This window comes from Burkholderia paludis (assembly GCF_000732615.1).
GTDB classification, from domain to species: Bacteria; Pseudomonadota; Gammaproteobacteria; order Burkholderiales; family Burkholderiaceae; genus Burkholderia; species Burkholderia paludis.
Map to the genome: position 1 here is coordinate 14,271 of NZ_JPGL01000031.1, position 24,186 is coordinate 38,456.

The following is a 24,186-nucleotide window of genomic DNA, read 5'->3' on the forward strand; positions in this document are numbered from 1 at the left end:
GGCGACGCGTGCGGCACGCCGGGTGCCGCGCCACGCCGCGCCGCCGCGACTACGACGCTGAGACGGGCTGCACCGCGGCCGGATCCGAATAGCTCGGCCGGCCGTTTTCGACGTGGCCCGCGAAACGGCGCGAGAACGTGCCGGCGGCGCCGTCGCTCACCGTTACGTCATACCAGTGATGGCTCGACGCGAGCGCCCATTGCTCGACGCGCTCCTCGCCGCCGTGCAGTGTCACGTGCCGCGCCGGCGCACCGTACGCGTTGTCGGTCAGGGTCAGCGTGACGTGCGCGCCGCCGTGGTTGCGCAGCTTCAGGTACAGGTTCCCGTTCGCGATGTCGTAGCCGGCCTTCGCTTCCGGCAGTGCCGGGTTGCGGTTCGGCGCGGCCGCGGCCGACACGTTGCCCGAGAACACACGCACGAAGCCGTTCGGCCCGTACACCGAGAAGGCATACACGCCGTTCGTCACCGTCAGGTCGAAGTCCGCGTGCAGCAGGCGGCGCGCGCCGACCGTATAGCGCCACGGGCCGTCGGTGCGGTTCGTCGCGTACACGTGGAAGTGCGCGCCCTGGTTGCCGCGGTTCGCGAACTCGATGCGCAGCCGGGTCCCGCCGTCGATGCTTGCGTTCACGTGCAGTTCGTACGGCAGCGCGCGCGCCGGCCGCACGCCGGGCTCCTGCGGGTCGATCGGCGACGGCGACGCGGGCACGGTCGGCGCGGGCTGCGACGTGCACTGCTGGTCGGCGATCGAGCGGTACTGGCTCGTGTCGGGCAGCGGCGGGAACGACGCATCCGACGAGCGGAAGTCGAACGCGGCGGGGAGGGCGCCGCAGACCGTGCGGCGCCACGGCGTGATGTTCGGCTCGGCGACGCCGAAACGCTCGCCGATGAAGCGGATCACCGACGTGTGGTCGAACACCTGCGAGCAGACGAAGCCGCCCTTCGTCCACGGCGATACGACCGTCATCGGTACGCGCGGCCCGAGGCCGTACGGCAGGCCGTCGGCCGTGTAGCTGCCGCCGCGGCCGGGGTTCACGACCGTATGCAGTTCGCCGTCGGTCGTCACGGTCGACGCACCCTGCGCGGCCGACGTCGGCGGCTGCGGCGGCACGATGTGGTCGAAGAAGCCGTCGTTCTCGTCGTACATGATGAACAGCACGGTCTTGCGCCACACGTCCGGGTTCGACGTGAGCGCATCGAGGATCTGCGACGTGTAGTTCGCGCCGTACGCGGGCGTGTACTTCGGGTGCTCGGAGAACGCGGCGGGCGGACACAGCCACGACACCTGCGGCAGCCGGTCGTTGATCACGTCGTCCTTCAGGTTGTCGAGCGTGCGCACCGTCTGCGCGCGCTGATACAGCGACGAGCCGGGCTGCGCGTTGATGAAGTTCGCGAAGTTCTGCAGCACGTTCGTGCCGTAGTTGCCGTTGTACGGATCGCTGCCCGTCGTGCCCTGCTGGTAGATCTGCCACGACACGCCGTGCGCTTCGAGACGCTCGGGGAAGGTCGTCCACGACAGCAACTGGTAGGTGGGCGGGCCGTCGCCGTCGACGTAGTCGTTGTTGTCGAGCAGCGGGCCGCCGAACTTGCCGGTCGGATCGACCGTGCCCGTCATCAGGTATGCGCGGTTCGGGTGCGTCGGCCCCGGCAGCGAGCAGAAGTAGTTGTCGCACACGGTGAACGCGTCGGCGAGCGCGTAGTGGAACGGGATGTCCTCGCGCACGTGGTAGCCCATCGTCATGTCGGTCTTGTTCGCGGGCCACTGGTCGTAGCGGCCGCCGTCGATCGCCGCCTGCGTCTTGTACCACGAGTGGTCGAGGTCGCCGACGCACTGCGCGCTCGTCGTCAGCGTGTTGAGCCGGAACGGCAGCACCGGCTTGCCCGGGTTGGCCTTCGACGGCTGGTACCACACCGGCTGGCCGTTCGGCAGCGGGATCGGGAAGCGGTCGTTGTAGCCGCGCACGCCGCGCAGGTGTCCGAAATAATGATCGAACGAGCGGTTTTCCTGCATGAACACGACGATGTGCTCGACATCGCGGATCGTGCCGGTGCCGCGCGCGGCGGGAATCGCGAGTGCGCGGCGGATCGATTCGGGAAACGCGTTGAGCGCGACGGCGGCGCCCGCGGATTGTGCGACGGTATGCAGGAAGCGGCGGCGGCTGGATGACGTCATGTTATTTCACCTCGGTTCTGCGGTCGGGGGGACGAAAGCGGCGGGATCAGCCTGGCGACGACGCGGCGGTACTCGATGCGGCCGGGTTCACCGCGGACTTCGCGTCGTCGTCGTCGGGCGGGTAGTGCACGACGGGCGGCGCGAGCGGCGCGGCATCGGATGCGGCGGCGTTCGCGGCCGCATCGCTGTTGAATGCGCTGGCGGAGCCGGCCGATGCGCCGGCCTGCTGCGAGGCGCCGGTCGCGTTGGCGTCGTGCGGCGCGTCGTCGCTGCAGGCGGCGACCAACGCGGCGGCACAAAGAACGGCGACGGCGGAAACGCGACGCATGACTTCTCTCCTGGCAGGCTGATCGGGAAACGTTTTCGAGTATGCCGACGCGATGCGACGTTTCGGTGAATCGTTTGCGACTGCCGCGTGATCGCGGGGCGGCAATATTTCCCGGCATGCGATGCGGGCCGGGCACTTTTACGCGGACGCGCGATGCGACGCGCGGCGGGGCGCGCCGTGTCCGGATTCGTTCGGATAACGTATTTCATACACGTCCAATTGTCATGTCATGCCGCTTTCGCTTGAATGAGAGTCGTTCTCATTGGTGAGGTGAAATGGACATGACCCGTTCGATCCTGTCGAGCGCGACGCCGCCGCGTCGCGCGACGACTTCCGTCGCATTCGCGATGATGACCTGTGCGTCCGTGCCTGCGGGCGCGGAAGAGGCCGAGCCGTCCCGGCAGGCGCCGCACCTGAATCCGATCGTCGTGCAGGGCGATCGCGACGCCGGTTCGCGCGTCGACAGCTCGGGCTCCGCGAAATACGCGATTCCGCTGCTCGACGTGCCGCAGACGATCACCGTCGTGCCGCGCACGGTGCTCGACGAGCAGCAGGCCACGAGCCTGCGCGAAGCGCTGGCCAACGTGGCCGGCATCACGTTCAACGCGGGCGAGGGCGGCGGCGGGTCCGGCGACCTGTTCAACATTCGCGGTTTCGGCGCGAACGCGAACCTGCAGCTCGACGGCTTGCGCGACAGCGCGCAGAACAACCGCAGCGACCTGTTCAATCTCGAGGCGGTCGAGGTGATCAAGGGGCCGAATTCGGTGTTCGGCGGCGCGGGTACGACGGGCGGGTCGGTGAACCTGATCAGCAAGACGCCGAAGGCCGGGGCGTTCGTCGAGGCCGGGACGGTGCTCGGCACGTCCGGCTACCGGCGCGTGACGCTCGACGCGAACCGGCCGCTGCCGGGCAGCGACGGCAAGGCCGTATTCCGGCTGAACGCGATGGCGCACGTGAACGACGTGCCCGGGCGCGACGACATCCGCAAGCGGCGCTGGGGCGTCGCGCCGTCGGTCGCGTTCGGCCTCGGCACGCCCACGCGCGTGACGCTCGGCTATTTCCACCAGTACGACAACAACCTGCCCGACTACGGGCTTCCCGCACGGGACGGCCAGGTGCTGGGCGGCGTGGCGCGCGACAGTTATTTCGGCTGGCGCAACCTGGATCGCGAGCGCATCGAATCCGACACGTTCACCGTGAAGGCCGAGCACGATGTTTCGCCGGGCCTGAAGCTGCAGAACCTGAGCCGCTATGCGCACCTGCATCGCGACACGGTGATTTCCGCATCGCACGTGAATCTCGACGGCTTGCCGCCCGGGCGCTACAAGCCGGCCGGGCCGCAGGGCTACGGGCGCGATTCGTCCACCTCGATGTGGGCGAACCAGACGAACGTGACGAGCGAGTTCGGTACGTTCGGCGTCGGTCACACGCTCGTCGCGGGCTTCGAGCTGTCGCGCGAGACGTACGGGCGCACGACCTATTCGTACGGGCTGGCGCGCTATTTCCCGGCGGACGGCTATGCGTTGTCCGCGCCGCCCGGTTACTGGGCCGGCCCCGCGCAGCGGCAGGACAGCGGGCGCAACGACACGGCGCTCGACGTGAAGGCGCTCTACGCGTTCGACACGATCTCGTTCGGCGAGCACTGGGATCTCGACGTCGGGCTGCGCCACGACTGGATCGACGGCTGGTCGCGGAGCACGCCGGCCGGCAAGCCGACCGAGCGCGCGGACAGCACCGACCGGCATTTCAGCACGCGCGCGGGGCTGGTGTTCAAGCCGACCGCGAACGGCCGCGTGTACGTCGCGTACGGCACGTCGTTCAATCCGTCGGCCGAGTTTCTGGTGACGACGGGGTCCGGCGTGAGCGCGGAGACGGGCGGTCTCGCGCCGGAGAAGAACGAGAGCGTCGAACTCGGCGCGAAGTGGGAGGGCCTCGCGGGCCTCGCGCTGAATGCCGCGCTGTTCCAGACGCAAAAGAACAACGCGCGCGAGCGGATGGCGGACGGCAGCTACCAGATGGCCGGCAAGCAGCGCGTGCGCGGGTTCGAGCTCGGCGCGGCGGGCAAGGTCACGCCGGGTTGGGACGTCTTCGCGAACTACACGTACCTGGCGAGCGTCACGCTGCGTTCGCCGTCGTCGCCGCGCCGCGACGGGCAGGCGCTCGGCAACACGCCGCGCCATGCGTTCAACCTGTGGACGACCTACCGGTTGCCGGCCGGCTGGACGATCGGCTATGGCTCGCATTTCGTCGGCCGGCGCAACGTGACCTCGGAGGGCAACGGCACGCTCGGCGCGTACTGGGTGCACAACCTGATGGCCAGCTACGAGGTGAGCCGGCGGCTGCGGTTCCAGCTCAACGTCGACAACCTGTTCGACCGCGCGTATGTCGAGCGCGTGCGGCAGCAGGCGGGCAGCGCATCGCGCTCGTCGGCGGTCGAGCTGGGCGACGGGCGCTCGGCGATGCTGTCCGCCGTCTACCGGTTCTGAGCAGACCCTAGCGCGACCGCGGGAACAGCGGCAGCGTCGCGCCCGCGCAGGCGGCCGCGGCGAGCCACACGACGCTCCATGACGCATGCGCCAGCAGCAGCGGAATCGCGAGCGGCGTCGCGAACAGCCCGAGGTAGACGATCGTGTTCGCCATCCCGAGCGCGGTGCCCGCGTGGTTCGCGCCCGCGAGCGTCGCGAGTTCCGTGTACGCGACGCCGTGCCACGCCGATACGCAGATGCCCGCGAATACGAGAATCGCGACGATCGCGGCGAGCGGCACGTGCGGGCTGCCGGCCGTCGCGGCGGCGAGCAGCGCGAACGAGCCCGTCGCGACGTAGACGGAACCGCGCAGGTACGCGCGCCGGTTGCCGTGCCGGTCGGTATGGCGGCCGCTCCAGACGCGCATCGCCATCGCGCCGAGCTGCAGCACGACCATCGCCGTGCTGATGCCGGCGAGCCCGAGCCGGCCGAAGTCGTGCAGGAACACCGTCGCGAACGTGAGTACCGCGAACTGCGGCGCGCACAGCAGGCCGATGCCGAACACGATGCGCCATACGGGGCCGCTCGCGAGCGGGTTGCGGGCGTTCCGGGCGGGCGGCGGCGTGGCGGGGCGATGCGTGGCGAGCGGCGCGTCGGCAGGCTCGGCGGGCGGTTCGCGCAGCCAGCGCCAGGTGAGCACGGCCGATCCCGCGCACATCAGCATCAGCGCACCGAACACCGCGGCGAAACCGGAATGCGACGCGAGCGACGGCAGCAGCGCCGCGCCGACGCCGCCGCCGAGCGGCACGGCCGTCTGGCGGATGCTCATCGCGAGCCCGCGCTCGCGTTCGCCGAACCAGCGCATCACCGCGCGTCCGCTCGATCCGTTCACGCTGCCGCCGAGCAGGCCGACACAGCACATTGCCGCGACGACGTGCATCAACGGCGGCACCGTGTGCGAGGTCGGGACGATCGTGCATACCATCAGCGCGAGCATCGCGGCCGTCGCGACGAGCCCGGTCAGCAGCACGCGCCGATCGCCGAAGCGATCGGCGGCGATTCCCCACGGCAACTCGGACAGCGCGACGCCGAAGCCAAGCGCGCCGAGCACGAGGCCGAGCGCGCCGTTATCGAGGCGATAGGCCGTGCGCATCCACACGGCTGTGGTCGGAATGCCCGCCGCGGCGGCGGAGAAGCTCATGTTCGCGGCGACGCCGGCCGCCAGCACGCGCCAGCGATGAGCCGGGCCGCGCACGTCGCGGGCAGACGGGGAGGGGGAAGCGATGCAGGAGGTATCCATGACGGCAGGCCCGGTTGGAAATTGACAGGCACAGTCTGGCGGCCTACATTCATCCTGAAAATCGGAAAGTTTCGTATAAATCGTTCGATAAAACAGGATGATCGATATGTCCGGACACGATCTCGCGCGCGGTGGCGAGCCGCTGGCGCTGGCCGAGGCTGCGCTGGCGCGGCCCAACTTTGACGTGGCGGCGCTGCGCAGTCTCGTCGCGGGCGTGGATCTCGGCAGTTTCGCGAAGGCGGCCGACCGTGTCGCGCGCTCGTCGTCGGCGGTGAGCGCGCAGATCCGCAAGCTTGAGGAGCAGGCGGGCACGCCGTTGTTCGTGAAGGCCGGGCGCGGGCTCGCGCTGACCGATGCCGGCGACGCGATGCTGCGCTATGCGCGGCGGATGGTCGAGCTGAACGACGAAGCGGCGGCGGCCGTGCGCGGCGTGAATCTCGACGGCTGGGTGCGCGTCGGGCTGCAGGAGGATTTCGGCGAGGCGATCCTGCCCGACGTGCTCGGGCGCTTCGCGCGCGCGCATCCGAAGGTGAGGATCGAGGCGCGCGTGGCGCGCAATGCCGACCTGCTCGACCGGCTCGATGCGAATCAGCTCGATCTGGCGCTGGTGTGGGGCGATCCGGCGTCGGCGGCGCGGGTGGCGCGGGCGGGCGTCGACAGCGAGACGATCGCGCAGGTGCCGATGCAATGGATCGGTGCGACGGGCGCTGGCGGGTTCGGCATGCCGGACGGCGGCGAGGCGGGAGCGGAACACGGTGCGGGGGGGACGGGCGGTACAGGCGGCCGTGCCGTGTACTCGCCGGACGAGCCGCTGCCGCTCGTCGTATTCGACCGGCCGTGCCGGTTCTTCGGCGCGGCGACCGATGCGCTCGACCGTGCGGGCATGCCGTGGCGCATTGCATTCACGACGCCGAGTCTCGCCGGGCTCTGGGCCGCGGCGGCCGCCGGCCTCGGGCTGACGGTGCGCTCGCATTACGGGCTGCCGGCGTCGGTGCGGGCGCTCGACGCCGCGTCGTGCGGGCTGCCGGCACTGCCGGGCCTGCCGCTGATCCTGCTGCGGCGCGCGTCGTCGGCGACGCCGACGGTCGACCGGCTCGCGCGGATCGTCACGCAGGCGGTGCGGGATGCGACGGCGCGGGAGGGGGCGGTGCTGGCGGCCTGATGCACCGTTCGATGGCCGTCGCAGGCTGCGGCACGACCGCCCCTCTCCCGATCGGCCGAATGGATCGATCCGGAGAATCTGACTACAGTGGGGTACCTGAAACGGAGGTCATCATGCAAAACGCGAACACCACCGGCGCCAACCCGATCGATCCGTCGCAGCGGGCCGACGTCGCGGTTTCCGCCGATGGAGATGGGGTATCCGCCGATCGGCACACGGTCGCGAGGCTGCCGGTTCGGTTCGGAGTCCTGCAAGGTCAGGCCTGGATCGCCGACGACTTCGACGCACCGCTGCCCGATGAACTGCTGGATGCGTTCGAAGGACGCTGATGCGGCTGTTGCTCGATACGCACGTCTTTCTGTGGATCGTGACCAACGACCCGAAGCTCAGCGCACGAGCGCGCAAGCTGATCTCGGCTGCCGACGAACGCTTCGTCAGCAGCGCGAGTATCTGGGAGGTCGCCATCAAGTCCGGCCTGGGCAAGCTCGACATCGACGTGAACAGGCTGATCCGCGCCATCGGCGCAAGCGGGATTCGCGAACTGCCGGTTCGGGCCGTACATGGTGCGGCAGTCCGTGATTTGCCGCACCATCATCGCGATCCGTTCGACCGCCTGCTGGTCGCGCAGGCCCGGCATGAGCCGCTTCAGCTCGTGACGGCCGATGCGCATCTTGCGCGATATGGCCTGTCTCTGGTGTTGACAGTCTGAAATAGTCTGCCGGGTCCGAATTCATCGCTCGCCCCTGCCTCGCGGCGGAACGGCTCATGCCGCCGCGATAGCCGGCTCGCTTTCGTCGAGTGCGGCAAGGCAGGCGGCCAGCTGCGCCCGCACCCCGTCGCTCGCCGGCACGAACGGCAGCCGTAACCCGTCTTCGCACCAGCCTTGCGCGGCGAGCACGGCCTTCACCGGCGCCGGGTTCGGCTCCGCGAACAGCGCCGCGACGAGCGGCTGCAACGCGACCGACAGGCGCCGCGCCTCGGCGAGCCGGCCGTCGCGCAGCAGCGCATGGATGCGCACATGCCATTCGGGCAGCACGTGCGCGCTGCTTGCGATCGCCCCGTGTGCGCCGACGCACATCGCCGCGAAATTCTGGCTGTCGTCGCCGGACAGGATCGCGAGCGGCGTGTCGTGCACGAGCCGGCTCATCCGGTCGAGCGTGCCGCCGCATTCCTTGACGCCGGCGACGCGCGGGTCGCGCGCGAGCGCCTGCAGCGTTTCCAGTTCGACGTTCACGCCGGTACGGTACGGGATGTTGTAGACGAGCACGGGCAGGTCGGCGGCGTCGACGATCGCCTCGACATGGCGGCGGATGCCGTCCTGCGTCGGCCGCACGTACACGGGCGGCGTGACGAGCAGCCCGTCGGGCCGCAGCGCCGCGAGTTCGCGTGCGCGGGCGGCCGCGAAATGCGTCGCGCTCGCGGTCAGCCCGACGACGATCGGCAGTGCGGGCGCCGCGTCGCGCAGCGTCGCGTACACCGCGTCCTGTTCGCGCGCGTCGAGCAGCACGCCTTCACCGGTCGTCGCGCCCGCGACGAAGCCGGCGATGCCCGCGCCCGCATAGTGGCGCGCCAGCCGCGCGAGTGCCGCATGGTCGACTTCGCCGTGGTGGAACGGCGTGATGATCGGCAGCCAGATACCTTCGAAACGTGTGTTCATGCAAAGCCTCATGGTGGAAACGGAGTGGGAAGGAACCGTTCCGCCGGCGGAGAGCCGGAGCGAGGCGTGCGTGCAAGGAGAAAGAAACGACCTGCGGGCATCCCGTCCGGCATTCGCCTGACGGGACGCGACGTCCCCGTCAGTCGAGGAGTCGTTTTTTCAGTTTCAGCCCGGCCGCGCGCGTACCTGCCGCGACGGCGGCAAGGATCGGGAGCGAACGCAGGGCAGCGGACATGGATGGACCGTGAGTGGGCTGAGCGGCGATCTTAACACCGGATCGGCGGCGTACGCGAGCGCCCGTTGCCGTTTAGCAGAATTCGAGATTTGCTTTCCACGACTGATTGGAAGGCGCGCCGCGCCCGGCCGCTAGAATGCCCGCTTACGTTTCGATGACAGCGCGTACGCGTGCCGTCACGCACATTCACCACCACTGGAAGCGGGGCATATCACGATGGCAAGCATCAAGGGGATCGGCCGCTGGCTGCACACGGGCGCGGCGGCCGCGCTGGTCGTGGCGGCGACGGCCGCGCATGCGGACACGTCGATCCTGAACGTGTCGTACGACGTGACGCGCGAGCTGTACAAGGACATCAACACGAGCTTCGCCGCCGCGTACAAGCAGAAAACGGGCGAGACGGTCACGATCAAGCAGTCGCACGGCGCGTCGAGCGCGCAGGCGCTGTCGGTGCTGCAGGGGCTGCAGGCCGACGTCGTGACGATGAACCAGCCGAACGACATCGACCTGCTCGCCGAGCGCGGCCAGTTGCTGCCGAAGGACTGGCGCGCACGCTTCCCCGACAGCAGTTCGCCGTACTCGACGACGATGGTGTTTCTCGTGCGCAAGGGCAACCCGAAGGCGATCAAGGACTGGAGCGATCTGGCGAAGCCGGGCGTCCAGGTGATCATCGCGAACCCGAAGACGTCGGGCAACGGCCGCTACGCGTATCTCGCCGCGTGGGGTTTCCAGAAGCAGAAGGGCGCGACCGACCAGCAGGCGCTCGACTTCGAGAAGGCGATCTTCCGCAACGTACCGGTGCTCGACTCCGGCGGCCGCGGGGCAACCACGACGTTTACGCAGCGCGGCATCGGCGACGTGCTCGTCACGTTCGAGAACGAAGTCGCGCTGATGGATACCGGCGCATCGGGCGCGCAGTTCGACGCCGTGTATCCGTCGGCGAGCATCCTCGCGGAGCCGCCCGTCGCCGTCGTCGACAAGGTCGTCGACAAGAAGGGCACGCGCAAGGTCGCGCAGGCGTATCTCGACTACCTGTACACGCCGGAAGCGCAGGAGATCATCGCGCAGCACCATCTGCGCCCGCGCGACGCGAACGTGCTGAAGAAGCACGCGGCCGAGTTCAAGGCGCTGAAGACGTTCAGCGTCGAGCAGGTCTTCGGCAGCTGGGCGCATGCGCAAAAGACCCACTTCGCCGACGGCGGCACGTTCGACCAGGTGATCGTCGACCGCAAGTGAGCGCCGCGCCCGCCACGCGCGGGTCGTCACGCTAACGACGCAAACCGGCCGCTTCCGCGGCCGGTTTGCGTTGCGGCGCCGGCGGATTTCCGTTCCGAGCCGGCCCGCATTCCCGGCCGCCGGCCGCGCATGCTACGCTCATCGCCTCCCTGCAACCGGCGCCGCGCGATGAACGTCGATTCGTCCTCCCCAGCCTCCCGCGGCCGTGGCCGCAAGATCTGGTCGGGCACCCGCCCGGTGATCGCATACGGCATGCCGTCGCTCGGCTGGCGCGACTTCTATCACCGTGCGCTGACGGTGAGCTGGCCCGTGTTCTTCCTGTCGCTTGCCGTGCTGTTCCTGCTGCTCAACGGCGGTTTCGCGACGCTCTACCTGCTCGGCCGGGCGCCGATCGCGAACCAGTCGCCGGCCGGGTTCGGCGGCGCGTTCTTCTTCAGCGTCGAGACGCTTGCAACCGTCGGCTACGGCGACATGCATCCGCAGACCCTCTATGCGCATCTCGTCGCGACGTTCGAGATCTTCGTCGGGATGTCGAGCATCGCGCTGGCCACGGGGCTCGTGTTCGCGCGGTTTTCGCGGCCGCGGGCGAAGATCCTGTTCGCGCGCTATGCGATCGTGCGGCCGCTCGACGGCCGGATGACGCTGATGGTGCGCGCCGCGAATGCACGCCAGAACGTGATCGCCGAGGCGCAGGCGAAATTGCGGCTGATGCGTGTCGAGGGCTCGCACGAGGGCTATATGCTGCGCAAGATTCACGACCTGCCGCTCGTGCGCAGCGAGCATCCGATTTTCCTGCTCGGCTGGAACCTGATGCACGTGATCGACGAATCGAGCGTGCTGTTCGGCGAGACGCCCGAATCGCTTGCCGCGAGCGACGCGTCGTTGCTGATCACGATCGAGGGCTCGGACGAGACGACCGCGCAGGTCATGCAGGCGCGTCATTCGTGGGTGCATGGCGAGATCCGCTGGCGTCACCGCTATGTCGACCTGATGCACGACGAGGACGGCATCACGCACATCGACTACACGCATTTTCACGAAGTCGTGCCGGTCGACGTCGAGCCCGGCGAGCACGGTTCGCCGGGCGTGTCCGCCGGCGTGCGGGCCGCCGCACGGGGCCCGGCCACCCAGGCGTGATCGGGCGTGATCGGGCGTGATCGGGCGTGATCGGGCGGCGGCGCGCGCCGCTCCGGCCGGGTCACGCGTGCAGCAGGCGCGCCGCTTCGCGGTGTTCGATCGCGACCGCGCGGCGGAATGCATCGCGGTCCTCCGCGCGCGCGACATAGTCGCCGAGCACGCCTTCGTGCGGCAGCAGATGCGCGTCGAACGCGATTTTCAGCGTGCTGGCGAGCAGCAGGTCGGCCGCGGTGAAGCGGTCGCCGACGAGCCACGGGCTGTGGGCGAGCGCCTGCGCGAGCGCGCGCTGCACGCGCGTGATGTTGCCCCAGCCGAATGCGACCGGATTGCCCGATGCGCCGGTGAATTTTTCGGCCATCGCCGGTTCGAGGCAGGTCGGCGTGAAGAACATCCACTGGAGGAAGCGGCCGCGCAGCGGATCGTCGGGCGCGACGCCGAGCCCGGCGCCCGGGCAGCGGTCGGCGAGATAGAGCAGCACGGCGCCCGATTCGGCGAACGGCGCGCTGCCGTCGTCGAGGGCTGGCAGCTTGGCCATCGGGTTGACCTGTACGAACGCGTCGCTGCCCTGCTCGTGCGAGCGCAGGTCGATCGGCACGAGTTCGTACACCACGCCGGTTTCCTCTAGCATCCACAGCGCCCGGAATGCCCGGGTCTTCGGCCAGTAGTAGAGCTTCATCGCGCCTCCGCGTTTGAGTGCCGTGTCGGTTCGGTGGATGTCCAAGCGTACCCGAGCACGGGCGGTTCGGACAGGGGTGCCCGGCCAGGGGCGCCCGGCTGCGCGCGTCTTCCGGGATGCCCCTTCGGTACGGCATGAAGCGGGCGGAAAACCGGGCGAAGCCTGATGCTGCAAGAGGGTAAATATATGACTAGTTATTATTTAACTAGTAATAAAAAATGGCGGACAGGATGCAGGCAGGCATCCAGGCAATGACTTTTGCGACCCGCGGCATTCGCGCATACGGCCACTCGCGCATTCAGCGAGGACCGCGGACCTGTCGCGACACGACGGAATCTCCGGAGGCAAGTCGCGTATCGCAACCGACGATCGCACCACGATCATTCCGCGCGGAACGCCCGGATCGGCGGCCATGCCGGCGGAGATCAAGCGGGCGATGGCGATCACCGCGCGCGTCAACCGTCTGGCATTCGGCGATGCAGCCGAAGTCCGTGCGTTGTTCTGCGAACGGGCCGGCATGCAGGTGGACGGCGGCGGCCTGCCAATCCCGCCGTTCCAGGCAACGGGCGGCACCGGCACGAGGATCGGGAACAACGTGTTCATCAACCAGAACTGCACGCTTTACGATCTGGGCGTGCCCGAGATCGGCGATGACGCGATGATCGGCCCGAACGTGTGCCTGATCAGGTCCGGGCATCCCGTCGAACCATCGGTGCGGCTTCGTCGTTGCGAAGTCGATCGAGATCGAACGGAACGTGTGGACCGGTTCAGGCGCGACGGTCATCGGCGGCGTGACGGTCGGCGAAAATTCGATCGTCGCGGCCGGCGCTGTCGTTACCCGCGGCGTTCCCGCGAATACGCTGGTCGGCGGCAATCCGGCAGCGGCTGTCCGGGCGATCGTCGGGTAACGTCATCCGGGAGCACAAGGCGATGCGATGGGCCAGCGTCTGGCCGATGTGGACAACTCGCCTGGCAGCCACTCGAAACGCTGTGCATCCGAACGGTGAGTGCGCCGCCGAGGCCCATGGGACAAGCCTCTCCGGTTTTCCCCGGCCATGCGGCGCGGATGGGCGCGCGACAGGCGGAAGAGGATCGTTGCGTTCGCCCGGTTGTGGATATCCTCGCTTCGAAACGACTCGCCGCCCTGTGGATTTCACTGGTGAGGATGGCCGGATACCGCGCAATGCGTGAAGAAGGGTGTGGACAACTCGCCGCGAGACGAAGCGAAATGCTGTGAAATCCGATGGTGAGCGGAGGCGCGCGATCCCGCGCCGAGCCTGCTCCGGCCGGGGTTTCGGGCTTTTGCCGAAGCACGAGGCGCCGCGCATTCTAGCTGAATGTGCGCGGGAGATACCTGACCGCGTGCATGAGGCGATGCCGATATCCGGTTCCAGATCCGGACCGGAGGGTCGTGCATTCTAACGGCGAGCGCGCGTGCGTGGTCCTTCAATCGAGCATTTCGGCACGCCGCTGCATTCCTTGAAGTGGCTCGATGCACGGTGTCGTTCAAGCGCGAGTGCGGGTATGCGATCGGTGGGCAACCCGCCGAGCATTGAGTTTTTCGCTGCGCCGCTATATTCCTTGAAGCAACTTGACGTGCGGTGTCGTTCAAGGGCGAGTGCGGGCATGCGATCGGCAGGCAGTTCGCCAAGCATTGAGCGTTTTGGCGCGCCGCTACATTCCCTGAAGCGGCTCGACGCACGGTGTCATTCAATCGCGAGTGCGGGTATGCGATCGGTGGGCAACCCGCCGAGCATTGAGCATTTCGGCACGTCGCTACTCCTTCATGCGGCTCGACGCACGGTGTCATTCAATCGCGAGTGCGAGGTTGCGATTGGTGGGCCGTCCGCCGAGCATCGAGTATTTCGGCACGTCGCTACATTCCTTGAAGTGGTTCGATGCGCGGTGTCGTTCAAGCGCGAGTGCGGGTATGCGATTGGTGGGCAACCCGCCGAGCATTGAGCGTTTCGGCACGCCGCTTCTCCTTGAAGCGGCTCGGCGCACGATGTCATTCAATCGCCAGTGCAGGCATGCAATCGGCTGGCCGCCCACCGAGGCGCGCCGATTCTGGCGCGAATACTGCCTGGCGCGTCATGCCGGTCAGGCGCGCAACGCGGGCCCGGTGTGGATATCAGGCTGCCGAAACGACTCGCGGCCCTGTGTATTTCGATGGTGAGCGGCGGCGCCCGATCGGGTGGCGAGCCGCTCCCGGTGCGGGTTACGGGCCTTCGGCGCTCGTCGCGCCGCCGCCGCGCTGGCGATCGGCGCATTCGCGGCCATGTGGATATCCCGCGCCCCAAGCGACTCGAAGCCCTGTGACTGGCGACGGTGAGGGAGTGCGCGACACAGGAAGGCGGTATCCGGCGGGGGCGTGGATAACGGCTGCCGGACCCACTCGAAGCCCTGTGCATTTCAACGGTGAGCGTGTGCCCGCGATCGCCCGGCAGGCATGTTCCGGCGTGGGTATCCGTCCGGTGGAACCCCGCTCGCCCCTGTGTTTTCGAACGGAGAGGGTGGCCGGCGGATCGAAAAAAAGCGGCGCCGCCGATGTGGATATCCACCGCCGGAACCCACTCGCCGGGCTGTGAAATTCAAAGGTGAGCGTCGACGTTCGAGCGAGCCGCATGGCGATCCGGATGTGGATATCCCGGCCCGCACGCCACTCGAAACGCTGTGCAACCGAACAGTGAGCATACCTTCCCGGTCAGCAGAGGGGGGAGCGGCGTTGTGGACATCCGGCGCATCAGACCAATCTGAACACTGTGCGTCGCAACGGTGAGAGACGAGGCCCGGCACCCCCGAAACCCTTGATGCACGGGGCTCGAGCACCCTCGAGGGGGCTTCTGCAACGCCAGCCGGCAGGCGCCCCTTTTCCCGCCGCACGGCCCGCCCGCCGCTACGCCCCATCCATCCCGCTCCCGCCTCCTCGCGCGAAAACTCACTCAAATTCACGTAAAAACCTGGGCAGTTTTTCTCGCCGCGGGGCTGTCCGAGCAAGATGAGAAAAAACATTCTCGGCTGCGCGCGAAAAAATAGAGCCATCCGCTGCCGGCCCCCACACGTCGCCGACGTCCCGCCGCGCAGCCAGTACATCACAATCAGGAGACACCCCCCAATGACCGCCCGCCTGCCCGTCGACGGCACGCCTGCCCTGTCCGACTACCGCCTGACCGACAACCTGACCGCGACGCGCGGCCGGATCTTCCTGACCGGCACGCAGGCGCTGATCCGCCTGCTGCTGATGCAGCGCGCGGTCGACACCGAACAGGGGCTCAACACGGCCGGCTTCGTGAGCGGCTACCGCGGCTCGCCGCTCGGCATGGTCGATCAGCAATTGTGGAAGGCGAAGAAACTGCTCGACGCGGGCGGCGTGCGCTTCCTGCCCGCGATCAACGAGGAACTCGGCGGGACGGCGGTGCTCGGCACGCAGCGCGTCGAAGCCGATCCCGAGCGCACGGTCGAGGGCGTGTATGCGATGTGGTACGGCAAGGGGCCGGGTGTCGACCGCGCCGGCGACGCGCTGAAGCACGGCAACGCGTACGGTTCGTCGCCGCATGGCGGCGTGCTCGTCGTCGCGGGCGACGACCACGGCTGCGTGTCGTCGTCGATGCCGCACCAGAGCGATTTCGCGATGATCGCGTGGCACATGCCGGTCGTGAACCCGGCGAACATCGCCGACATGCTCGAATTCGGCCTGTACGGCTGGGCGCTGTCGCGCTACTCGGGCGCGTGGGTCGGTTTCAAGGCGATCTCGGAAACGGTGGAATCGGGCTCGACCGTCGACCTCGACGCGTTGCAGACGCACTGGCCCGCGCCGGAAGGCTTCACGCCGCCGGCGGGCGGCCTGCACAACCGCTGGCCCGACCTGCCGAGCCTCACGATCGAGGCGCGCCTCGCCGCGAAGCTCGACGCGGTGCGCCATTTCGCGCGCACCCACAGCATCGACAAGTGGATCGCGCCGAGCGCGCAGGCGAACGTCGGCATCGTCACCTGCGGCAAGGCGCACCTCGACCTGATGGAGGCGCTGCGCCGTCTCGACCTGACGGTGGCCGACCTCGACGCGGCCGGCGTGCGGATCTACAAGGTCGGCCTGTCGTATCCGCTCGAAATGACGCGCGTCGAGACCTTCGTCGACGGGCTGGCCGAAGTGCTCGTGATCGAGGAGAAGGGCCCGGTCATCGAGCAGCAGATCAAGGACTACCTGTACAACCGCACGGAAGGCGCGCGCCCGCGCGTGCTCGGCAAGCACGACGCCGCGGGCGCCTGCCTGCTGTCCGAGCTCGGCGAGCTGCGTCCGTCGCGCATCCTGCCGGTGTTCGCCGAATGGCTCGCGCGGCACAAGCCGGCGCTCGACCGCCGCGAACGCGTCGTCGATCTCGTCGCGCCGCAGATCCTGTCGAACGAGGCCGACGCGGTGAAGCGCACGCCTTACTTCTGCTCGGGCTGCCCGCACAACACGTCGACGAAGGTGCCGGAAGGCTCGATCGCGCAGGCCGGCATCGGCTGCCACTTCATGGCGTCGTGGATGGAGCGCGACACGACCGGGCTGATCCAGATGGGCGGCGAGGGCGTCGACTGGGCCGCGCACGCGATGTTCACCAACACGAAGCACGTGTTCCAGAACCTCGGCGACGGCACCTACTTCCACTCCGGCATCCTCGCGATCCGCCAGGCGGTCGCCGCGAAGGCCAACATCACGTACAAGATCCTCTACAACGACGCGGTCGCGATGACGGGCGGCCAGCCGGTCGACGGCAGCATCTCGGTGCCGCAGATCGCGCGGCAGGTCGAGGCGGAAGGCGTGTCGCGCTTCGTCGTCGTGTCGGACGAGCCGCAGAAGTACGACGGCCATCACGGGCTGTTCCCGACCGGCACCACGTTCCATCACCGCAGCGAGCTCGACGCGGTGCAGCGCGAGCTGCGCGAGACGCCGGGCGTCACCGTGCTGATCTACGACCAGACCTGCGCGGCCGAGAAGCGCCGCCGGCGCAAGAAGGGCGAATTCCCCGACCCGGACAAGCGCCTGTTCATCAACGACGCGGTGTGCGAAGGCTGCGGCGATTGCGGCGTGCAATCGAACTGCCTGTCGGTCGAGCCGCTCGAAACGCCGCTCGGCCGCAAGCGCCGCATCGACCAGTCGTCGTGCAACAAGGACTATTCGTGCGTGAACGGCTTCTGCCCGAGCTTCGTGACGCTCGAAGGCGCGGCGCTGAAGAAGGCCGCGGGCGCGGCGTTCGACGAGGCGGCGCTGGCTTCGCGCGTGGATGCGCTGCCGGTGCCGGCGACGCATCTGGATGCGGCGCCGTTCGACATGCTCGTGACGGGCGTCGGCGGCACGGGCGTCGTGACGGTCGGCGCGCTGATCAGCATGGCCGCGCACCTCGAGGGCAAGAGCGCGTCGGTGCTCGATTTCATGGGCTTCGCGCAGAAGGGCGGCTCGGTGCTGTCGTTCGTGCGGATCGCGTCGAACGACCGCTGGCTGAACCAGGTGCGCATCGACACGCAGCAGGCCGACGTGCTCCTCGCGTGCGACATGGTGGTCGGCGCGAGCGCGGAGGCGCTGCAGACGGTGCGCCACGAGCGCACGCGGATCGTCGTCAACACGCACCGGATCCCGAACGCGTCGTTCGTGCAGAACCCCGACGCGAACCTGCACGCGGACGCGCTGCTGGAGAAGATGCATCACGCGGCCGGCGACGGCTACCTGTCGAGCTGCGACGCGCAGGCGCTCGCCGCGAAGTTCCTCGGCGATTCGATCGGCGCGAACATCCTGATGCTCGGCTATGCGTGGCAGCTGGGCCTCGTGCCGGTGTCGCTCGCCGCGATGATGCGCGCGATCGAGCTGAACAACGTCGCGGTGCCGATGAACAAGCTCGCGTTCGCGATCGGCCGGATGGCGGCCGGCGACGCGGCGGGCCTCGACGCGTTGTGGAACGCACGTCACGCGGTGGCCGCGCACGTCGCGCCGGAGACGCTCGCCGAGCTGATCGCCGATCGCGAGGCGCGCCTGGATGCATACGGCGGCGTGCGTTACGTCGAGCGCTACCGTGCGCTGGTGGGCGCGGCGCGCGCGAAGGGCGACGACGCGTTGACGCGTGCGGTCGCGACGACGTTCTACCGGCTGCTCGCGGTCAAGGACGAATACGAGGTCGCGCGCCTGTACACGGACGACGCATTCCGCAGCGCGCTCGAGGCGCAGTTCGAGGGCGTGCCGGGGCAGGCCTATCGCGTGAAGTTCAACCTTGCGCCGCCGACGGTCGCGAAGGCCGGCAGCGACGGCGGCGCGCCGAAGAAGCGGGTGTTCGGCCAGTGGATGTGGCCGGTGCTCGGCATGCTGGCGCGGGTGCGCAGCCTGCGCGGCACGTGGCTCGATCCGTTCGGCCGCACCGTCGAGCGCAGGATGGAGCGCGCGCTCGCCGACGACTACGAGACGACGCTCGCGCGTGCCCTCGCCGCGACGACCGCCGGCAATGCGGCGCAGGTCGCGCAACTGGCCGACCTGCACGCCCGCGTGCGCGGCTTCGGCCACGTGAAGGTGCGCAACCTGGCCGGCGTGAAGCGCGCGGAGCGCGAGCTCGCGCTGCAGCTCGGCATCGATGCGGCGACGAGCGCGGCCGTGCAGCATGCGCTCGACGAGATGAAGGGCGCGGGTACGCTGAAGGGGATTCCGGTCGTGGTCGCGAAGTAACGCGACCGCATGCGGAAGCAGCAACGGCAACGGCGACGCGCAAGCGTCGCCGTTTTTTCATGGGCGGCGGCTGCGCACCGGCGGCCGCCGGTACGTCACAGAATGCCTTTCTTGCGGGTCGACAGCGCGGTCTCCGACAGGTCGATCTCGCGGAGCAGCTTCGTGAGCGTCTCGTCGGAGATCTTGCTGTTGCTGCGCAGCCGGTAGAGCGCGGCACGTTCCGCGCGCACGGCCGCGATCCGCATCTGCAGCTCCATCGCTTCGGATTGCTTGGCTTCCGCGCGCGGCGTCGGGCTGTCCTCGGCGAGCGTGGCGAGGCGGCGGCGGTACTGGTCCATTACGCGCGCGGAGATGTCCGCGCAGCGCGCGGCGCCCGATTCGTCGAGATCGGCCGAGATTGCGTCGTGCGACGAATCGATCGCGCGGATCGCGGCCTGCGCGGCGGCCGCGCGCGCGGCGCGTTCCTCGTCGCCGAGCGGGTTGCGCGACGACCGTACGCCGCGCAGCAGCAGCGGCAGGCCGATCACCGCGACGACGAGCGAGCCGAGGATCACGGCCGACGCGACGAAGATCGCCGTGTCGCGGCCCGGCAGCGGCGCGCCGTCGGACAGCGCGACCGGGATCGACAGCACGCCGGCGAGCGTGACCGCGCCGCGCACGCCGCCCACCGTCATCACGGCGATCGTGCGCACGCCGGCCATCGTGCCCGCGAGGCCCTGGCGCGCGGCGCGGCGGCTCGCGAACCAGCGCAGCAGCCACACCCACAGGAAGCGGATCGCGTACAGCGCGAGCATCATCGCGCAGACGTTGAAGATCATCCGCCCGACCAGCGCGTCGCTCGTGTGGTGCGCATCGACCAGCGTGCGGCCGATGATGTGCGGCAACTGCAGCCCGAGCATGATGAACACCATGCCGTTGAACACGAACTCGATCATCGCCCACGTGCTTTCGGCGCGCACGCGCGATGCGACGGTGCTTTTGCGCGAGAAGCTCGTGTAGTTCATCATCATCCCGGCCGACACGGCCGCCAGCACGCCCGACAGGTCGAGGTGCTCGGCGAACAGGTAGGCCGCGAACGGCACGAGCAGCGTCATCACGATGCCGGGGGCCGGATCGCCTTCCTGCTCGGCGTTCAGGAAGCGCGTCGACAGCGCACTGAACAGCCAGGACACGATCGCGCCGGTCGCGAGCCCGCCGGCGGCGACGATCACGAACGTGACCGAGGCGGCGCGCAGCGAAAACATGCCGGTCAGCGCGGCCGCGATCGCGAACTTCAGCGCGACGAGGCCCGACGCGTCGTTCATCAGCGCCTCGCCTTCGAGGATGTGCATCAGTTGCGGCGGGATCCGGCCGCGGCCGGCGATGCCCGACAGCGCGACCGCGTCGGTCGGCGACAGCACGGCCGCGAGCGCGAACGCGATCGGCAGCGGCAACTCGGGTATCAGCCAGTGCGCGAAATAGCCCACTGCGAGTACCGTCATGAATACGAGCCCGAAAGCGAGCATCAGGATCGCGCGGCGCTGCAGGTACAGCTCGCGTTTCGGAATCCGCCAGCCGTCCGCGAACAGCAGCGGCGGAATGAACAGCAGCATGAAGATTTCGGGATCGAACGTGACATGCAGGCCGAGTTGCGGCCACGCGAGCATCGCGCCGAACGCGATCTGCATCAGCGGCAACGGCAGTTGGAACGGCAGGAGACGCGTGACGGCGCCGGACAGCGCGACGGTCAGCAGCAGGATGAGGACTGTGAAGACGATTTCCATCGATACGGCAGCTACATGGAATGAAACGGTCGTACGGAGTGTAGCGTGTCGGCGCGACGGACGCGTTCAAGCGGCCGGTGCGTGCGCACTGAAATGGTGCGTCGGACGTGCGCCGCGGTGGTGCGGCGGCACGGCGGACCCGCGCGGCGCATGGCCGTTCGTCGCCTTGCACGGAGCTTGCTTGATGCTGGTCAGCCGTCCGGCACGAGCCGGGCAACCGAGGGTCCAACCATGACATCGCGCGCGCCGCCCGTTTCGCCGGCCGCCGCGTCCGAGCGCATCACCAGGAGGAAGAGGGTATGACGATCGTGCAACAGGAGCGTCCGGCCGCCGCGTCGCCGTACCGGTTCGAGCGGGAGGTGAGCTCCGGCTTCGAACGTCTGGCGACGCAGCATCACGACCTGACGCTCACGACCGTATTCCAGCCGATATTCAGCCTGTCGCACCAGCGTGCGGTGGGCTACGAGGCGCTGTTGCGCGCGCATGACGGGCTCGACCGCGCTGTGTCGCCGCTCGACGTGTTCGGCGAGGCCGCGCGCCATGGCGAACTGCTGCAGCTCGACCGGCTCGCGCAGGCGCTGCATCTCGAGAACTTCGCGCTGCTCGGCGCCGAGCGCGAGTGGCTGTTCCTCAATGTCCATCCGGGGGTGCTGACCGACCCGTTCCAGGCGGCCGCGCTGCTCGCGAACCTGAAGCGGCTCGGCATGCCGCCGCGCCGCATCGTGCTCGAAGTGCTCGAACAGCGGGCGGACGACGTCGAGCGGCTCGCCGAGGCCGTGCGCGAATTCCGCACGCATGGCTTCCTGATCGCGCTCGACGATTTCGGCGCGGGCCACTCGAACCTCGAGCGGATCTGGCAACTGAACCCGGACATCGTGAAGCTCGACCGCATCATGCTGTCGCATGCCGCGCACCGCACGGGGCTCACCGCGATCCTGCACGGGCTCGTGACGCTGCTGCACGAGGCCGGCAAGCTCGTGCTCGTCGAGGGGATCGAGACCGAGCACGAGGCGCAGATCGCGCTGTCGTGCGAGGCCGATTTCGTCCAGGGCTACTACTTCGGCCGCCCGGCGCCGGGGCTGCCCGACAGCGCCGCCGCGACCGGCTGCATCGGCGAGCTGACCGAGCGCTTTCGCCAGCAGACCGAAGCGCGCGAGCGGCGCGACGCGCAGCGGCTCGCGCCGTACGTGCGTGCGTTCGAACGCGCGGCCGAGCGTCTCGCGGCCGGCGAGCCGCTCGACGAGGTGTGCTGGAATTTCCTCGCGCTCGATGCGGCCGCGCGCTGCTTCCTGCTCGACGCGCAGGGCCGGCAGTCGGGCCGCAACGTCGTGCTGCGCGCCGACCGCGCGCTTGCCGAGGCGCGTTTCTCGCCGCTGGCGGACGCGCAGGGCGCGAACTGGCTGCGCCGGCCGTATTTCCGTTCGGCTATCGCCGAGCCGGGGCGCGTGCAGGTCACGCGGCCGTACCTGTCGATCAACGAGGCGCAGCCGTGCGTGACCTTGTCGGTGGCGGTGCGCGTGGGCGACGCGCAGCGCGTGCTGTGCGGCGACATCGACTGGGGCGACGACGCGGCGGACGCCGCCGGCTAGCGCCGCGCGCACCGCGGGCGGCGGTGGCGTTCCGCGCGGCGGCGCGGGTCGGTCGTTGCGTTCGTCGCAGGCTTCCCAGACAATGCGCGTTCGCGGCCTTCGTGCCCGCGAGCGCCGCCCCGGGGGCCACCATGGCGGCGAATACAAGGAAAACACCATGAAAAGACCGATTTCGCTGACCATTCTCGCGTGGATCGTGATCGTGACCAACGCGATCACGTGCGTCTATACGCCGTTCTCGATCGGCATGCCGACCACCCAGGCGCTGCTGGCGCACTACCTGCTGCCCGTCTGGGCAACGTTTGCCATCAGCATGCTGCTCGAGGCCGCGAACGTCGTGATCGGCATCGCGATCCTCAAGGGCCGCGAATGGTCGCGCAAGGCCTACATCGCGGCGACCGTGTTCGGCTTCGCGTTCTCGCTCGTCAACATGCCCATGTCGATGTTCGCGGTGCTGATTCCGGGCGTCCTGCTGTTCGCGCTGTTCGTCTACCTGCTGTTCCGCCGCCCCGCGACCGCCTACTTCCGCCAGTCGTTCGCTTGAGCGCGGTCCGCAACGCGGTGGCGATCCTGCTGTATACGGTCGCGGGCCTGTGCGTAATCGCCGCGCAGATGACGGCGTTCATGCGGTTGGGCCATGCAGGCGTGATGTGGGTGTTCGGCGCCGTGCTCCTTGTGGTCTCGGCCGTGCTGCTCGCCCTTGGCGCGTTCGCCGGTGCGTTCCGGCCGCGCGCACGCGGCGCGGGCATCGCGCTGCTGATCGCGACCGCGACCACCGCGCTCGGAATGATCGGCTGGGCGACGCTCCTGATGGCGCCGGGGATCCTCGACGTGATGCGGCAGCAGGGCGTGGACGTGAGCGTGCGGATGTTCCGGTTCGCGCCCGGCGCCGTCGTGACCGGCCTGTCCGCGCTCGCCGGCGTGTGGCTCGTACGGCGCGGCTGACGCGCACCGTGCCCGGCACGGTGGCGCCCGTCGCGCGGCTCGGCTAGGATGCCCGCATTGTCCTGACGATTCGCGGGCTCACCATGAACCGAAACGCCGCCTCTGCCGTCCTCCTCGAAGTGATCGCCACGACCGTCGGCGATGCGAAGGCCGCCGCCCGCGCGGGCGCCGACCGTCTCGAACTCGTGACCGCGATCACCGAGGGCGGGCTGACGCCGAGCGTCGGCCTGATCGAAGCCGTCGTGGCCGCCGTGCCGATTCCCGTCAACGTGATCGTGCGTCCGCACAGCCGGTCCTTCGTCTACGACGCCGACGATCTGCGCGTGATCGAACGCGACGTGCGCGCGGCCGTCGCGGCGGGCGCGAACGGCGTGGTGTTCGGCGCGCTCGACGCGCACGGCGACGTCGATCTCGACGCGCTGTCCCGCATCGCGGCCGCGGCGGACGGCCGCGCGCTGACGTTCCACCGCGCGTTCGACGTCTCGCGCGACCTCAACGCCGCATTCGACACGCTGCTGCGCGTGCCGGCCGTCACGTCGGTGCTGACGTCGGGCGGCCATCCGTCGGTGCTCGACGCGGTCGCGACGATCGCGCGGCTGGTGCGGCACGCGGCGGGCTCGACCTGCACGGTGCTGGCCGGCTCCGGGCTCACGATCGACGCGGTCGGCGATTTCGTCCGCGCCACCGGCGTGCGCGCGGTGCATTTCGGCTCGGGCGTGCGGCCGCGCGGCGAGGTGCTGGCGCCGGTCGACGAGCAGCGCGTCGGGCGCGTGCGCGCGGCGCTCGACGGCGCGGCGTCGCACGTGTGACGCGCGCGGCGGCATGACATCGGATA

Annotated in this window: 18 protein-coding genes and 1 pseudogene; 12 read left to right on the forward strand and 7 right to left on the reverse strand. The window is 69.1% G+C overall.

Translation table 11 applies throughout. The annotated features are described in order from the left end of the window. Positions 1 to 49 precede the first annotated feature (49 nt). Together GQ56_RS0120280 and GQ56_RS0120285 are read right to left on the reverse strand one after the other, a co-directional pair. Positions 50 to 2,170 carry a phosphocholine-specific phospholipase C gene (locus GQ56_RS0120280; RefSeq protein ID WP_031400358.1) on the reverse strand — a complete coding sequence of 707 codons (2,121 nt, stop codon included), beginning with the start codon at positions 2,168 to 2,170 and terminating at the stop codon, positions 50 to 52. 46 nt (positions 2,171 to 2,216) lie between these two features. Beyond that, positions 2,217 to 2,498: a hypothetical protein gene (locus tag GQ56_RS0120285; protein ID WP_031400359.1), complete on the reverse strand. Its 282-nt coding sequence runs from the start codon at positions 2,496 to 2,498 to the stop codon at positions 2,217 to 2,219. A 281-nt stretch (positions 2,499 to 2,779) separates the two neighbouring features. Between GQ56_RS0120285 and GQ56_RS0120290 the strand changes: the two genes are divergently transcribed. Next, a complete protein-coding gene (locus GQ56_RS0120290; protein ID WP_031400360.1) occupies positions 2,780 to 4,984 on the forward strand; it encodes a TonB-dependent receptor in 2,205 nt (734 codons plus the stop codon). Between the two features lie 7 nt (positions 4,985 to 4,991). Here GQ56_RS0120290 and GQ56_RS0120295 read toward each other — a convergent pair whose 3' ends face one another. Then, entirely contained in the window at positions 4,992 to 6,263 is a 1,272-nt protein-coding gene (locus GQ56_RS0120295; RefSeq protein ID WP_031400361.1) for an MFS transporter, read from the reverse strand. Between the two features lie 106 nt (positions 6,264 to 6,369). Between GQ56_RS0120295 and GQ56_RS0120300 the strand changes: the two genes are divergently transcribed. The 3 genes from GQ56_RS0120300 to GQ56_RS0120310 all read left to right on the forward strand — a co-directional run bounded on the left by GQ56_RS0120300 (position 6,370) and on the right by GQ56_RS0120310 (position 8,134). After that, positions 6,370 to 7,425: a LysR substrate-binding domain-containing protein gene (locus tag GQ56_RS0120300; protein WP_031400362.1), complete on the forward strand. Its 1,056-nt coding sequence runs from the start codon at positions 6,370 to 6,372 to the stop codon at positions 7,423 to 7,425. Between the two features lie 113 nt (positions 7,426 to 7,538). Continuing rightward, the gene (locus tag GQ56_RS0120305; RefSeq protein ID WP_031400363.1) at positions 7,539 to 7,754 is read left to right on the forward strand and encodes a hypothetical protein; all 216 of its coding nucleotides are present in this window, start codon (positions 7,539 to 7,541) and stop codon (positions 7,752 to 7,754) included. Then, complete coding sequence (locus tag GQ56_RS0120310; RefSeq protein ID WP_031400364.1) at positions 7,754 to 8,134, forward strand: type II toxin-antitoxin system VapC family toxin; 381 nt, start codon at positions 7,754 to 7,756, stop codon at positions 8,132 to 8,134. The genes GQ56_RS0120305 and GQ56_RS0120310 overlap by 1 nt, the downstream gene beginning before the upstream one ends. Positions 8,135 to 8,188: 54 nt before the next feature. Here the strand turns inward: GQ56_RS0120310 and dapA are convergent, their stop codons facing one another. Further along, positions 8,189 to 9,082: a 4-hydroxy-tetrahydrodipicolinate synthase gene (gene dapA / locus GQ56_RS0120315; protein WP_031400365.1), complete on the reverse strand. Its 894-nt coding sequence runs from the start codon at positions 9,080 to 9,082 to the stop codon at positions 8,189 to 8,191. 451 nt (positions 9,083 to 9,533) lie between these two features. Between dapA and GQ56_RS0120320 the strand changes: the two genes are divergently transcribed. Next, positions 9,534 to 10,553, forward strand: coding sequence for a sulfate ABC transporter substrate-binding protein (locus GQ56_RS0120320; RefSeq protein ID WP_031400366.1), 1,020 nt, complete (start codon positions 9,534 to 9,536; stop codon positions 10,551 to 10,553). 168 nt (positions 10,554 to 10,721) lie between these two features. Beyond that, positions 10,722 to 11,690: an ion channel gene (locus tag GQ56_RS0120325; protein ID WP_031400367.1), complete on the forward strand. Its 969-nt coding sequence runs from the start codon at positions 10,722 to 10,724 to the stop codon at positions 11,688 to 11,690. Positions 11,691 to 11,751: 61 nt separating this feature from the next. Here GQ56_RS0120325 and GQ56_RS0120330 read toward each other — a convergent pair whose 3' ends face one another. Beyond that, positions 11,752 to 12,366 carry a glutathione S-transferase family protein gene (locus GQ56_RS0120330; protein ID WP_031400368.1) on the reverse strand — a complete coding sequence of 205 codons (615 nt, stop codon included), beginning with the start codon at positions 12,364 to 12,366 and terminating at the stop codon, positions 11,752 to 11,754. Between the two features lie 355 nt (positions 12,367 to 12,721). On the opposite strand from GQ56_RS0120330, the pseudogene GQ56_RS39440 reads away from it, so the two are divergent. Continuing rightward, positions 12,722 to 13,274, forward strand: a pseudogene (locus tag GQ56_RS39440) (DapH/DapD/GlmU-related protein). An 898-nt stretch (positions 13,275 to 14,172) separates the two neighbouring features. Here the strand turns inward: GQ56_RS39440 and GQ56_RS45595 are convergent. Then, the gene (locus GQ56_RS45595; protein WP_160257544.1) at positions 14,173 to 14,340 is read right to left on the reverse strand and encodes a hypothetical protein; all 168 of its coding nucleotides are present in this window, start codon (positions 14,338 to 14,340) and stop codon (positions 14,173 to 14,175) included. Between the two features lie 1,141 nt (positions 14,341 to 15,481). On the opposite strand from GQ56_RS45595, the gene GQ56_RS0120340 reads away from it, so the two are divergent. Next, entirely contained in the window at positions 15,482 to 19,054 is a 3,573-nt protein-coding gene (locus tag GQ56_RS0120340) for an indolepyruvate ferredoxin oxidoreductase family protein (RefSeq protein WP_031400369.1), read from the forward strand. A gap of 95 nt (positions 19,055 to 19,149) precedes the next feature. Here the strand turns inward: GQ56_RS0120340 and GQ56_RS0120345 are convergent, their stop codons facing one another. After that, positions 19,150 to 20,817, reverse strand: a complete 1,668-nt coding sequence (locus GQ56_RS0120345) for a Na+/H+ antiporter (RefSeq protein ID WP_031400370.1) — start codon at positions 20,815 to 20,817, stop codon at positions 19,150 to 19,152. A 299-nt stretch (positions 20,818 to 21,116) separates the two neighbouring features. Between GQ56_RS0120345 and GQ56_RS0120350 the strand changes: the two genes are divergently transcribed. The 4 genes from GQ56_RS0120350 to GQ56_RS0120365 all read left to right on the forward strand — a co-directional run bounded on the left by GQ56_RS0120350 (position 21,117) and on the right by GQ56_RS0120365 (position 24,160). After that, positions 21,117 to 22,406 carry a sensor domain-containing phosphodiesterase gene (locus tag GQ56_RS0120350; protein ID WP_031400371.1) on the forward strand — a complete coding sequence of 430 codons (1,290 nt, stop codon included), beginning with the start codon at positions 21,117 to 21,119 and terminating at the stop codon, positions 22,404 to 22,406. A 157-nt stretch (positions 22,407 to 22,563) separates the two neighbouring features. Continuing rightward, the gene (locus GQ56_RS0120355; RefSeq protein ID WP_031400372.1) at positions 22,564 to 22,950 is read left to right on the forward strand and encodes a hypothetical protein; all 387 of its coding nucleotides are present in this window, start codon (positions 22,564 to 22,566) and stop codon (positions 22,948 to 22,950) included. Beyond that, positions 22,947 to 23,351: a hypothetical protein gene (locus tag GQ56_RS0120360; RefSeq protein WP_031400373.1), complete on the forward strand. Its 405-nt coding sequence runs from the start codon at positions 22,947 to 22,949 to the stop codon at positions 23,349 to 23,351. The genes GQ56_RS0120355 and GQ56_RS0120360 overlap by 4 nt, the downstream gene beginning before the upstream one ends. 83 nt (positions 23,352 to 23,434) lie before the next feature. Continuing rightward, positions 23,435 to 24,160: a copper homeostasis protein CutC gene (locus tag GQ56_RS0120365; RefSeq protein ID WP_031400374.1), complete on the forward strand. Its 726-nt coding sequence runs from the start codon at positions 23,435 to 23,437 to the stop codon at positions 24,158 to 24,160. The last annotated feature ends 26 nt before the right edge of the window (positions 24,161 to 24,186 follow it).